This is a genomic window from Mucilaginibacter puniceus (assembly GCF_054783175.1).
Genome location: NZ_BAAGRB010000002.1, coordinates 789,711 through 802,488, shown reverse-complemented (window position 1 = coordinate 802,488; position 12,778 = coordinate 789,711). Strand labels below are relative to the sequence as shown.

The following is a 12,778-nucleotide window of genomic DNA, read 5'->3' as shown; positions in this document are numbered from 1 at the left end:
TACGTGTTATTTATATGTTTTGTTATAACGTGATATTAATTTTTTCTAATAGCTGCCGTATGTAATGGTCCATAATTTTTGCGGGTTGTTTACTAAACGTTTGTGTAACCCGGTTGGCTAAAATTACATTAAGTGATAGGGCTTTATGCCCTAAACTTGCCGCCAGCCCATAAATGCCTGCGGTTTCCATCTCCAAATTGGTAATACGTTGCCCGGCTGAGTTGAAATTTTGGATAATATCCATCAGATCAGGCATCATATTTTCGGCTCTAACCTGGCGCCCCTGAGGCGCGTAAAAACCGGGTGCGGTTATGGTAATACCTTGCTGCAGGTCTTGCCCTAAATGGTTTAATAATGAACTATCTGCTGAAGCGATATAGGGCAATAGTGGATAATTATTTGGCAAAGCCGATTGAAATGCATTTAGCAACTCTTTTTCTTGTTTGGATAGCTCATGCTTATAATAATGCATCAAAGCATCCAACCCAAACGCGGCGGATGATGCCAGCATACTATCAATAGCAATATCCGCCTGCACCGCTCCTGATGTACCTATGCGGATGATATTTAAGCTTTTTAAATCAGTATGTGGTATGCGGGTTTTAAAATCAATATTAACTAATGCGTCTAACTCGTTCAGTACAATATCAATATTATCGGTACCTATCCCGGTTGAAATTACGGTTAGCCGTTTATTGCCTATGCGTCCTGTATGGGTGATAAATTCGCGCTTGCCTTTTTTAAGTTCGATGTGGTCAAAGTATTGCGTTATCTCTACCACCCGGTCCTGGTCGCCAACGGTAATAACGGTATCCGCCACATCACCCGGCAACAGGTTAAGGTGATAGGCGCTGCCATCGGCATTTAATATCAGGTCGGTTTCGGCAATGCGTTTCATAGTGCATAAAGTTGGCAAATAATTTGCATGATTATTACATCATTAACTTAAATATTAATACCATGGCAAAGTATTCAGAAAAAGCAAGTGAAAAAGTAGGCGAAGTAATGCACGAAATGAAAGAAGGCAAGCTAAAAAGCGGTAGCGGTAAAAAAGTTACCAGTAAAAAACAAGCCATAGCCATTGGCCTGTCAGAAGCCAGGAAAGAAGGGGCGAAGGTACCGAAAAAGAAGTAATATCAACTGTCATTTCGAACGTAGAGAGAAATCTATACATTGATATGCGTGTGTATAGATTTCTCCTCGTACCTCGTTCGAAATGACAATGGATATTTTAATTATTTACTCTCCGCGAACGCATCCATAATATCCATCAAAGGTATGGCATCCTCAATACTGCATGGGTTTTGTGCCTGGTCACCGTTAAAATAATTGGTCACCTGTTGTATCATAGGCTGGGCAATATGCGCACCCGGATCAAAAGTTTTATCCTCGCTGCCGGCTTCGGTTTTTATGTTTACCGTATTACCAAACACCGGGAAGTTAATACTGCCCTTGCTACCTATAATTTCGCAAAAGTCAATAGCTCTATCAGGGGTTACGTTAAAGCTCCACGAACCGTTAAATACTACGTTGTTTTTAAATTTGATAAAACCGGTTATATGATCTTCGCATGGGTTGGCACCCGATTGATTAAGGGCCACACCATGATAAAGCTCAGGTTCACCAAAAAAGTAAAGCATCAGGTCCAGTTGGTGGGGGGCCATATCATGAAAATAGCCTCCGCCAGAGCGTGCCGGGTCAACGCGCCAGTTATCTTCTACGTGGGTTACCAGTTCGGGTTTTACACTTTGCCACAGGCGAATCATTACCGTGCGAACATCGCCTATTACGCCTTTATCAATAGTATCTTTTATATACATAAACATGGGCATTGCCCGGCGGTAGTGGGCTATGCTCACTTTTTTGCCCGTTTGTTTTACGGCATCCGCTATCTGGCGTGCCTCTGCGGCGTTTAGGGTAACCGGTTTTTCAATATATACATTCAATCCTTTTTTTAAGGCTGATATGGTATAAGCTGTATGCGAATCAGGCGGAGTAGCAATATATACCGCATCTACTTCGGGATCGTTAATTAGCTTTTCGCCATCGTCATACCATTTGGTCACGTTGTGGCGTTTGGCAAAATCGGCAGCTTTAGCCGCATTACGGCGCATAACTGCTACCAGTTTACTGTTTTTTGATTTATAAAAGGCCGGACCGCTTTTCACTTCGGTTACTTCGCCGCAGCCAATAATGCCCCAGTTGATAGTGCTCATAATTTTAATATAGGTTGTGGTAAAAATAGAATTAATTTTTAAAATAGGGCTGTCATCCTGAGTTTATCGAAGGATGCGTGTGTAAGGGCTTTACGCTCAATGGTTCGACGGGCTCACCATGACAACGCTCCCGATGTTAAACCACCTCGGCCACTACAAAGGTACTACCGCCTGCAAATACCAGATCGTTAGCCTGGGCGGCTTTTTGGGCTGCTGCCAATGCTGCTTTTACGTTAGGGTAAGCTTCACCTTGCAACCCAAAGCCTTCCGCTTGCTCCTTTAAACTTTCCGCCTCCAACCCACGCGGAATATCCGGCCTGCAAAAATAGTAGGTAGCGTTTTGCGGCAGCATACTTAGTACTTTGCTGATGTCTTTATCATTCACCATACCCAATACAAAATGCAGGTGGTTAAAGGCTACGGTGGCAATGTTTTTCAATACTTCGGCAATGCCTTCGGGGTTGTGCCCGGTATCACAAATAGTCAATGGATTTTGGCTAATGGTTTCCCATCGGCCATGTAGTCCGGTAAGCGTTTTAACCTGCTTTAGCGCATTTTTTATATGTTCGTCGGTAATTGTATAGCCTTGTTGGCGCAATTCATCTACGGCTAACAATACCGTCTTTATATTTTTAAGTTGATAGCTGCCTGTTAAATCCAGTTGTAAGTGGTGAGTAGTGAATGGTGAGCGGTGAGTTATTTCAATATCTAAAAAATCACCTTTCTCCTTTAACCTTTCTCCTTTCACCTCAAAAACTTCCGATGCAAAGCTAATAGCTGCTTTTTCTTCTTCCGCTTTGCGGATAAATACATCGGCTACATCATCCTGCTTTTCGCCGATGATAACCGGGATATTGGGTTTAATAATGCCTGCTTTTTCTGCGGCTATTTTGGGCAGGGTATCGCCCAGTAAATTCATATGGTCCCATCCTATATTAGTAATGATGGACAGGAGCGGGGTGATCACGTTGGTCGAGTCCAGCCTGCCACCTAAACCTGTTTCAACTACGGCTATATCTACCTGCTCTTTGGCAAAAGCATCAAAGGCCAGTGCTACGGTCATTTCAAAAAAGGAGGGGGCTATCTCATCAAAATCTTTACGGTGTTTGGCTACAAAGTCAATTACCGTTTGCTCGGGTATCATTTGCCCGTTAATGCGTATGCGTTCCCTAAAATCCTTTAAATGTGGTGAAGTGTACAACCCGGTTTTATAACCTGCCACTTCCAATACCGCTGCCAGCATATGCGAGGTTGAACCCTTACCATTAGTACCCGCTACATGTATACTTTTAAATTGATGCTGCGGTTCACCCAAACGCATGCACAACTCCAAAGTATTACCCAGATCTGCTTTATAGGCTGATGCACCCACACGGGTAAAAACGGGTAACTGGGTGTAAAGGTAGTGGAGGGTTTCGGCGTAATTCATGGTAGAGCAAAACTAACGAATTGTAGTCATGCTAAAAATAACCATTCCATCTAAAAGCATTTTTGGTTCTCCGGGTTTTGGATATTGAGGAGGATAATATGCCAAACCATCAATTGAGATATCATCAATTGTAACTGAATACTGTGATAAAATACTTTTCAAATCTGCTGTTACTTGTGAATTTTCAATTAGTTCTACAGCCTTTTGATTACTACCAGAACCAAAATTTTCACCATACTTTGTGATGTATTGTTTCAATAAATTTTGAGGCAAGCCTTTTATTGATGACATCATCAGTCTCAAAAAATGCAACTTGCTAAAGTTGTAATCTTTTGATGCACGTTTCATGATAAGCCTAATTTCTTCAATCTGACCATTATAAGTTAATTTATGATTTGAGTATTGGGGAAGTGCTTTTTCTTCCACAGCTGCAGAATCACCCGCCGCAATTATTGCAGGTGTTTTTCCATTAGGTGTATTCCTATAGTTTATTGATACCTTTCCTGTGTTTTTATTTTCGGTAATAAAGCAAGAGTAATTTGAAGTGTCATTTTTAGTAATGACAAAATATTCCTTTTCTATATAGTCCGGAGTTGACAATTCATTGGGAATAACCCTTACACCAATAATAGTATCAGGCTTTAGGGTAGCTATTTTCGTATGAGTAGATTCTGTTTTGGTGCTACAGTTGCACTTAGCTAATAGAAAAACCGATAGTAGGATAAATAATATCTTCATCTATCTAAAATACAATAAGTTTTAAGTATTTCTGTCCTATGTAGAGATTGCTTCGTTCCTCGCAATGACGCGTGGATGGGAGCATTAATTCACCTTAAACACAAAAACAACCTGACCCATCTGTGTTTCGGGGGCCGATTCCAGTGGGCTTACGCGCGAACGCATTACAGCATCTTCACATTTTTGTAGTAAGCGCGAGTCGGATATGGTAGTACCGCGGGCACCTGCACGGGCATATATAATATTGCCGCCCTTATCTACGCGTATATCTACCACAATTTTACCGGTGTTTCGGCCATCATAGCTAACATTGGGCCTGCTTATAAAACTCCGTTGGCCAAGTCCTGTTAAATTACCGCCATTGCCAGATCCTGTACCATCATAGTTGTTAGTCAATGTGCTGCCTTCGGGTTTGCCCTGGTTGCCGGGGGTACCGGTTGTGCCATCACCCTGGCCGGCGCCATTGTTGGTTGGGCCCTTATATAAGGCGTTTTGGTTAACGCTTGGTTTTGCTTCTTTAGATGGCTGGGTAGCTACGGTATTACTTGTTTTTTTGGTATTGGCTGCTACTTCGGGCGCGTCCTCAGTATTTTGTGTCACCACGTTTTTATCGCTGTTTTCGGTAGCGGTTTGCTGGTCGGTAGTAGGATTGGGGTTAACTTTATCCGGCAGGGTATTATTAGCTTTTTCCGCTACTGAAGGTTCTTCAATACTCATATAATCGCTGCCCATGCCCTCATCGGTAGTACCATAATTAACCAATATGCCGCCTGTGCCATCATCCGCTTTATGTGGGGTGCTAAAAACAATAAAATAACACATAGCCATTACCAACGCCAGTACAATACCTGTTGCTGCAAATGCTTTTGGATAGTTATTTTCTTCTCTGTTGGTCATTAGTTAATTTGTCATTGGTCATTAGTCTTACTCAGGTCGTTTAGCAGCAGTTAAAATAAACCAATGCCTAATGACCAGTGACTAATGACTATCCCTTCGGTTGCGTTGCTAAAACCAGTTTAATATTCAATTTTTGGGCCACATCCATTACCGATACCACATCTTGTATAGATACGGTTGGCTCGGTATACAGTACTATGGTTAACTCGGTGCCTATACTTTTGTAGGTTGCCAATGTGCTTTGCAGATCAGCTACCGGTATTTCCTTTTTTTCAACGTAATATTTCAGGTCCTTTGTTATAGATACTGTAACTGTTTTTTTTGATATAGATTGCCCGGTTGATGATTTAGGCAGCATCAGTTTAATAACGTTGGGGTTGGCAACTGTTGACGCTATCAAAAAAAACAACAGCAGGAAGAACATGATATCATTCATGGCCGAAGTATGCACCTCGGCGCTCGCCCTTTTATGTCTCTTTCTTAAATTCATTATTTGCTGGGCTCTTCTAACAGGTCAATAAATTCAATGGCATCTGTTTCCAGTTTTAATATCACCTTATCCACCATCATATTTAAAATATGGTAGCATACATAAGCCACAAGCCCTACAAATAAACCCGCTGCGGATGTTACCATTTTTACATATAAACCACCTGATATAACACCCATGCTGATGTTATCGGTTTTTGAGATATCATAAAATATTTTAATTACCCCGGCAATGGTACCCAAAAAGCCAAACATGGGTGCAATACCGGCTATAATACCTAATATACCTATGTTTTTTTCAAGTTTGGATACTTCCAGCTTGCCTACGTTTTCAATAGCGCCTTCAATATCTTTAATAGGGCGGCCAATGCGTAGCAAACCTTTGGCCAGCATGCGACCCAATGGCGAGTTGCTGTTTTTACAAATAGCAATAGCCGAGTCTAAATTACCGGTTACTATGCTGCTGCGTACCTGCGACATTAAGTGCGCTTCGCTTTTTGACGCTTTACGTATGGTAAAATAGCGTTCAAAAAATATGACCAATCCCAATACCGCCAAAATACCTATTGGCAGCATTATCCATCCGCCTTTTATAAGCAGGTCGCCAAAGCGTAGGTCCTGATCGGGTAGGGGGGCTAACTGTTGAGAAACCTGGGTTGCAGTATCTGCAAATTGTTGAACAGTGTCTGCCACTGCCTGTGCAAGTAGTAAAGTCATTTTTTGGTTTTATTGGATTTTCATTGGATAAGCATCCTTAAGGATCTTTCCTGATTCTATTAATTTGGTCATAGCCACTTCGGCTTCATCTATTGAATTATAACTTCCCGCTGTGATAGTTATTCGGGGTGCTTTTGTCCCCGGTACTATCAGTACATCAACACCCTTATCTTTATAGGTATTTACAACCCTGGTAGCTTCGTCCATAGTTTTTGCTGTGTATACAATTACGCCATACTTCTTCACCGTTGGCGTAATTGCAGCTTTTGGTGGCCCGACAGCCAATTCGGATGCATTGTTTGGTTTACCGGCAGGTATAGTAACTACGGTAGTTTTGGTTACTTCTGTTTGTGTTATCTTATCGGTAACCCGGCCTGCAGGCGTATTCTTTTTGATAGTGGTGTCTGCAACTACCGCGCTGTCAATACGTACGGTAGTATCCGCTGATATGGTATTGGTATCAACATTTATTGGAGATGCCGCCTCTAGTTTTACACCGGTTTGTTTAGGTTGAAAGTAGTTTTGTATACGCTCAAAAGCCGATGGCTTGTACCTATATAACGCATAAGCTATTGCCAACAACACCAAAATTACCGATAATATGATCAACCCGGCACGTAAAGTCCTGTTAGTACGCGGTTCTTCGTAATATAATTCTTCTTCCGGTTCTTCCCGCTCGGCTATGGTTTCAGCAATTCTTTCCGGCACCATTTGATACCCCGACTCGGCAGGCGTAGGCTCAGGTATCGGTTGCGAAACAGGTGCGGCTTGCGGAGCAGGTGGGGCTTGCGGAGCAGGCGGGGGCGTAGGAGTGGCCGTTTGGCTCAATAACTTATTGGCCCTTACCGCAGGGTAACCATAAAATACGGGGTCATTGGTTATTTTATTGGCTTTAAAAGCCAATTTGCCGCCATTATTATAAAACCAGCCAATATTGGCCACAGGTACATCATTATATAATGCGTCCTCTTTTAAATTGGTAATATATTTTTCGGTAAAGTATTGGGATGATTCCAGCGATATGTTTTTCTTATCGGCAATGTATTGGGTCAATACATTGTCCTCGTTTAACCTTTGCGGGTCAAACGTCACCTCGTTACGCGGCGGATAAAACTTAAAGTCAGCGGCATTATAATACCCACTTACACGTGTCTGTGCCAGGTGCCCTAATCCGGGTACATTTACTTCTCCATGTTGTTCAAGTAGTTCGCTTATGTACAAGCTTACATCCATACTTTAAAAATAGGCAGTTTATTATAACAATGCGCTAAAAGCTGTAGCTTGCGCCTCCAAATATATTAAATCCATATTCAGGATAATATAGCCAGGTTTGATTTGTTCCGTTTAAAATATTATTAACTCTTCCAAAAATAGATATTTTATCGGTGGCTTTATATTCAACCCCGCCACTAATATCAACAAATGAAGGTATAGCGCTGTAAGCGCTACCAACAGGCCTGGGATCATTTGTATCACCGCGGAACAATAATGATCCCGAAACATTTACTTTATTGTTGATATGGATGTTTGTACCGGCTGTTAGCTTAAATTTAGGTAAGTTCCAGGCTAAAGCCTCGGTAGACATTTTGTAATCCTTAAATTCGGCACGGCCAAAAATATTAAAATCATCATCAGCCTTGTAATCCAATTCGGCGTTAAGGCCGGTAACACGTGCGCGGCCGTTATCATAAATCACACCAAAACGGTTATAACCATTGGTAAAATCAAAATTGCTTACAAACAGCGGCATATCCTTAACGGTATTGCGGAAAATAGTTGCCTTAAAGCTTAAGCCCGGGGCTAAAGTTCCTTTTAAGCCTGCGCTAACATCTAACTGGTCTACAGAGTTTTTTATGGTGATGTTTGGGCCAATGAACGGATTGATCATCGAAAAATCACGTATGGATGATCTGTTGATATCTCCCTTAGCTTCAACAAACAAACGAACATATTTAGGTATTACCTGCAACTCGGCTTTGGCAGCCGGGAATAGTAGCAGGCGAGATGAGAAACCAAACTCACTTACCAAACGCACACCCGCATCAACTTTATAGTTTGTACCCTGGAATTTGATATAGGGGTTAACCCTTAACAGGTTATTGCTTAATGAATATAAGGCATCGGTTTGGGTGCTTACATCCATTGACGCACTTAAACCCGCGTAAAATTGTTTTACGGTTTGGTTTAAAAATCCTGATAAAACAATATTGTTTTCTTTAGCCTGAAAAGCATTACTAAACACATAGCCTTTTAGTTTTACCGCGTAGGTAAAATCATTTTCTACATCTTTATAATTTTTAGCCAGTTCGCCTTCGGCAGATATGGTACTGAATTTTTGTTGTGCTACGTCTAAATTAGCAGGTACGGGCACAATATTAGGATCATACCCATAAAAATAATTAGTATTCAGGCTGTAATCAATGCGTCCGCTTAAGGTATGTTTATCGTTAATGCTTTTGCCAAAAACGCCTATCTCGTTACGGCTTTGGTTTTGTTTGTTAATTATGCCCTGCTGAGCAAAATGTTTAATGTATAAACCGGTTTGCAAAGCTTCATCACGTCCGTTACTAATATAAGCTTCGCCATAGGTGGTACGCAAGCTGCCAAAGCCCAGTTTAACGTAGTTAAGTTTTAATATCGAGTCTTTTTCAGCAGGCATTTTCATCGCATCCAGCTGTTTTATTTCTTCGTCTTTAGTTAGTTTTTTATCAATAGATGTATAATTTAAAGGCGCCTTAAAAGGCACTTTATCTTCCATCTCGGGGTTGCGGCGTATTTTTACCGCGTCGGCTAATACAGGTTTATAGGCCGATGTTATGATGATCTCATCAGATAAACTACCTCCATTATTCTGCGGGTTGTTTGTAGTAGCCCCACCGCCATTTCTAACGGTATCCTTTGGTGCTACCTTTGAGGCAACGTCGCCCAGGCTTTTGGCTTCGGCTGTTTTTTGAGCCGCTGTTTTAGCAGGTGCTTTGGTGGCCGGTTTTTTATTTTGTGCTGTAACCGGAACAAAGTATAATACCATGAGTAAGGTAAGCAGCGTATATATGTATTTTAGTTTCATTTGCTTGTCTTATTTTACTTTGTTACCGTGGTTGTGTGTTTAAACTATCTGTGTTAAGCGAAGGTTTAGTTGGCGATAGGGCTTCTAATTTCTGCTTAGCAGTTGGTAATATATCATCATCGCCTTGGTAACCATCTATAATACTTTGCAAAGTCGCTTTTGCCTGAAAATCATCTTTCAACTTCACATAATTATCCGCCAGAAGTATGAGTGTTTTAGCTACCCAGTAATCATAAGTAGGCATTTCTTTAAGCAGGTCAAAGCAAGTTTTTTGCGACTCTTTGTATTGGCCCCTTGTATACTCAATTAAAGCAATGTTATATTTTGCTTCGGCGGCGGCAATGGTTTTAGTGTTGGCAACTGTGTAACCAAATTCGTTATAAGCTGCGGTCATATCTCCTTTTTGCAGATAAGCTAAACCGGCATATAATCCTGTTTTAAACTTATCTTCCTGTGCCGATTTTTCGTTCAGCCTAATCTCCTGTACATATTTAAGCACATCATCAGGCATTTTCATTTGGGCATAACAAATAAGCAGGTTATTTATAGCAAATGCATAGTTGGCTTTATATTCTGAATTAGTTTCCAGTCGTTTTAAAAACACAATGGCATCATTATATTTTTTCTGCGCCATGTACAATTTGGCCATGCTTACTAATGATTGCTCGGTATAAGTGCTGGTCCAATCGTTTAATATTACGTTATAATCGCCTACCGCGTCATCGGCTTTGTTTAGTTTAACTAAGCTTTGTGCGCGAATAAAACGGGCTTCTTTATCATATATAGGCTTGTTGTTAAACTTGTCAAAATAAGCATTCACGGCAGCAACCGTACCTTGCCAGTCGCCACGCAGATACAAGTTATTAGCCGCGGTATACATAACGCTTTCCAGCTTCGCTTCCGAAAAGTTGCCTATTGGCGTACTTTGCGCGTAAGTAATATAGGTTTGCGCATCGCCTTTATCTATGTATATTTTTTCAATTTGTTTTAATGCCTGCTGGGCTTCATCAGTTGATGGATAACCCTTTATTACCTGTTTAAATGATTCAACAGCCAGGTCATCATTATGAGCGTTATAATCTATCAAACCAATAGTAACCAATGCGCGTGGTACATAGCTGCTGCGCGGATACTTTTGTATCATAGCCAGCAAGCTGGTTTTTGATGTTTGATCTTCGTTTTTAAGAAAATAGGTATAAGCTATTTCAAAATCAGCATCATCCGCATAGTCTGATTGCGGGAAACGAGTTAATACACTATTTAATGTACTTATTTTGGTATCCAGCGATCCCTGTAAACCTTGGATCATTCCGCGTTGAAACAAGGCATAGTCCTGTCCGTTACTTTGCTGCGCTATAATGCGGTTATAATATTCAAGCGCTTTGCTGTAGTTTTTTAATACAAAGTAGCTATCACCAATACGGGTGATGGCATCGTTTATGCTATTTTGATCTTTTTCTTCGCCATGAAGAAACTTCTCGAAGTAAGTAGCGGCTGTCCTGTACTTTTCATCGCCAAAGGCGGCATAAGCAAGGGCATAATTTGCATAATTGGCTACGTTGGTTTCATCTGCTTCGGGCATAGACAAAAACTTCTGAAACGTTTCCACAGCTTCGCCGTATTTACGCACTTCATACATAGCCTCGGCCATCCAATAGTTGGTTAACGCTGTAATTTTACGATCAACAGGTGATTTTAACGAACGCAGGAAAATACCAATGGCATTTTCAAAAGCTCGCTCATTGTAAAATTCCAAGCCCCTGTAGTAAGTTACTTTTTGGTAAGCTGTACGTGCACTTTCATTTTTGTTAGGGATGGGTTCTAAAATTTCCACCGCTTCCTTGTAGTTACGTGAGTTTAGTAAAACTTCGCCCAATAATATTTTTACCTCATCGGTACGGGTAGATTGCGGGTAGTTTTTTAGGTATAACCGCGTGGCTTCTAATGCCTGCGCATTAAAATCCAACTCGTACGATAGTTTGGCGTATTCAAACAAGGCATCTTCCTGTAACTGCTTGTCGAAGCTCAATTTTGAAGCCGCCAGGTACGCGTTACGGGCGCTTTGCTTATTATCCAGCTTTAAAAATACGCCACCTAATAAGTAACTGCCGTTTTGGCTATAGGTATCATTTTGGCCAACCAATTTCTCCAGTTCAGTAGCAGCTTTAGTATAATTACCAATTTTATTATTGGCATAGCCTATCTGGTAACTATCCTGCGTACTTTGGGTTTTACCCAAATCGTTTGCCTGGAAACGGTTGTAATAAGTTACCGCGTTAGCATAATCGGCCTTGGCAAAGTATGATGCACCAATAATGCGCAGCATTTCGGTCTCGTTTTGCTGTTTGGTGCTGTTAATTATGGGCACCGCGTAGCTGATCACGTCATCGTAACGTTTGTCTAAAAAGTATACAGCACTAATGTAGTAGGGATAGCTGTTTTGGTATTTTTTTGAGTTTTTAAGCTTTTCAAAATCTAACAAAGCCAGGTGATAGTCTTTATTCAGGTAAGCTATGTAGGCAAAATAATAAGTAGCATCATCGGTATACGGCGACTTTTTGTTTTTTACCTGGCTAAATAATGCCTGCGCGTTTCTATAATCTTTGGTGGCGAAGTAGGCGTAACCTTTTCTGAATTTGTACTCGGTATTTTCGCGCCCGCTTAGGTCATTAGCATTCACCTTATCAAACCACTTAATGGTTTCAATATAGTTTGACCTTTTAGAGTATGATTTACCTATTTGAAAGTAAGCCAGCTTAGTTAACGTATTTTCAGGATGCTCCTTAATAAATTTCAGGAACAGGCTCTCGGCATTGTCATTTCCCAACTCCAAAGCACATAACGCAATATAGTATTGCGCGTTTTCTTGTACCAGTGATAGTTCTGATTCAAATTTTGGCTGGTTACTGGTTTTTAACCTTGAGCTTTCTACCTGTTTAAATTGCTCACTGGCTGCTACGTACTTTTCCTTATCCAACAACTCCATACCGGTATGGTAGGTGCTATAAATTTTAAAAGAAGGGTTTTGCTGTGCGTAAACAGATATTGTGAATAATGAAAAAACGGGTAGGATGTATTTGATTTTTATCATAAAACGCGTACAAAGGATATGCTAAATTAGTAAACCCAAAAAATGTAACTCACATTAGTAATTAACACATGTGGAAAACCAAATTAACGAAAGAAAAACAACGATTGTTGTTGGTGTGGAAAACTTTAATGAAA

The 12,778-nt window shown here is 40.9% G+C and carries 11 protein-coding genes; 1 reads left to right on the top strand and 10 read right to left on the bottom strand.

Annotated features, from left to right (window positions below; all coding sequences use genetic code 11):
- Positions 1–22 precede the first annotated feature (22 nt).
- Positions 23–898, bottom strand: coding sequence for a nucleoside phosphorylase (locus ACYVJ6_RS10505; protein WP_460694017.1), 876 nt, complete (start codon positions 896–898; stop codon positions 23–25).
- A gap of 62 nt (positions 899–960) precedes the next feature.
- Between ACYVJ6_RS10505 and ACYVJ6_RS10500 the strand changes: the two genes are divergently transcribed.
- Positions 961–1,134: a DUF6496 domain-containing protein gene (locus ACYVJ6_RS10500; protein WP_460694016.1), complete on the top strand. Its 174-nt coding sequence runs from the start codon at positions 961–963 to the stop codon at positions 1,132–1,134.
- Between the two features lie 101 nt (positions 1,135–1,235).
- On the opposite strand, the gene ACYVJ6_RS10495 is transcribed toward ACYVJ6_RS10500, so the two are convergent.
- From ACYVJ6_RS10495 to ACYVJ6_RS10455, 9 genes are all read right to left on the bottom strand, one after another.
- Positions 1,236–2,216: a Gfo/Idh/MocA family protein gene (locus tag ACYVJ6_RS10495; RefSeq protein WP_460694015.1), complete on the bottom strand. Its 981-nt coding sequence runs from the start codon at positions 2,214–2,216 to the stop codon at positions 1,236–1,238.
- A 136-nt stretch (positions 2,217–2,352) separates the two neighbouring features.
- Positions 2,353–3,645, bottom strand: coding sequence for a bifunctional folylpolyglutamate synthase/dihydrofolate synthase (locus ACYVJ6_RS10490; protein WP_460694014.1), 1,293 nt, complete (start codon positions 3,643–3,645; stop codon positions 2,353–2,355).
- Between the two features lie 12 nt (positions 3,646–3,657).
- Entirely contained in the window at positions 3,658–4,383 is a 726-nt protein-coding gene (locus tag ACYVJ6_RS10485; RefSeq protein ID WP_460694013.1) for a hypothetical protein, read from the bottom strand.
- Between the two features lie 84 nt (positions 4,384–4,467).
- Complete coding sequence (locus ACYVJ6_RS10480) at positions 4,468–5,280, bottom strand: energy transducer TonB (protein WP_460694012.1); 813 nt, start codon at positions 5,278–5,280, stop codon at positions 4,468–4,470.
- An 88-nt stretch (positions 5,281–5,368) separates the two neighbouring features.
- On the bottom strand, positions 5,369–5,770 hold the full coding sequence (locus ACYVJ6_RS10475) for an ExbD/TolR family protein (RefSeq protein ID WP_460694011.1): 402 nt from the start codon (positions 5,768–5,770) through the stop codon (positions 5,369–5,371).
- A complete protein-coding gene (locus ACYVJ6_RS10470) occupies positions 5,770–6,486 on the bottom strand; it encodes a MotA/TolQ/ExbB proton channel family protein (RefSeq protein ID WP_460694010.1) in 717 nt (238 codons plus the stop codon). Before ACYVJ6_RS10470 ends, ACYVJ6_RS10475 begins: the two co-directional genes overlap by 1 nt.
- A 9-nt stretch (positions 6,487–6,495) precedes the next feature.
- Positions 6,496–7,719: an HU domain-containing protein gene (locus tag ACYVJ6_RS10465; protein WP_460694009.1), complete on the bottom strand. Its 1,224-nt coding sequence runs from the start codon at positions 7,717–7,719 to the stop codon at positions 6,496–6,498.
- A 34-nt stretch (positions 7,720–7,753) separates the two neighbouring features.
- Positions 7,754–9,553, bottom strand: coding sequence for a TonB-dependent receptor (locus tag ACYVJ6_RS10460; RefSeq protein WP_460694008.1), 1,800 nt, complete (start codon positions 9,551–9,553; stop codon positions 7,754–7,756).
- A gap of 22 nt (positions 9,554–9,575) precedes the next feature.
- Positions 9,576–12,644, bottom strand: a complete 3,069-nt coding sequence (locus tag ACYVJ6_RS10455) for a tetratricopeptide repeat protein (RefSeq protein WP_460694007.1) — start codon at positions 12,642–12,644, stop codon at positions 9,576–9,578.
- Positions 12,645–12,778 lie beyond the last annotated feature (134 nt).

Bases quoted from the DNA above. Each gene is read 5' to 3' on its own strand.
- ACYVJ6_RS10475 (WP_460694011.1), bottom strand. From the start codon at position 5,770: ATGAATTTAAGAAAGAGACATAAAAGGGCGAGCGCCGAGGTGCATACT.
- ACYVJ6_RS10480 (WP_460694012.1), bottom strand. From the start codon at position 5,280: ATGACCAACAGAGAAGAAAATAACTATCCAAAAGCATTTGCAGCAACA.
- ACYVJ6_RS10470 (WP_460694010.1), bottom strand. From the start codon at position 6,486: ATGACTTTACTACTTGCACAGGCAGTGGCAGACACTGTTCAACAATTT.
- ACYVJ6_RS10500 (WP_460694016.1), top strand. From the start codon at position 961: ATGGCAAAGTATTCAGAAAAAGCAAGTGAAAAAGTAGGCGAAGTAATG.
- ACYVJ6_RS10460 (WP_460694008.1), bottom strand. From the start codon at position 9,553: ATGAAACTAAAATACATATATACGCTGCTTACCTTACTCATGGTATTA.
- ACYVJ6_RS10495 (WP_460694015.1), bottom strand. From the start codon at position 2,216: ATGAGCACTATCAACTGGGGCATTATTGGCTGCGGCGAAGTAACCGAA.
- ACYVJ6_RS10505 (WP_460694017.1), bottom strand. From the start codon at position 898: ATGAAACGCATTGCCGAAACCGACCTGATATTAAATGCCGATGGCAGC.
- ACYVJ6_RS10485 (WP_460694013.1), bottom strand. From the start codon at position 4,383: ATGAAGATATTATTTATCCTACTATCGGTTTTTCTATTAGCTAAGTGC.
- ACYVJ6_RS10490 (WP_460694014.1), bottom strand. From the start codon at position 3,645: ATGAATTACGCCGAAACCCTCCACTACCTTTACACCCAGTTACCCGTT.
- ACYVJ6_RS10465 (WP_460694009.1), bottom strand. From the start codon at position 7,719: ATGGATGTAAGCTTGTACATAAGCGAACTACTTGAACAACATGGAGAA.
- ACYVJ6_RS10455 (WP_460694007.1), bottom strand. From the start codon at position 12,644: ATGATAAAAATCAAATACATCCTACCCGTTTTTTCATTATTCACAATA.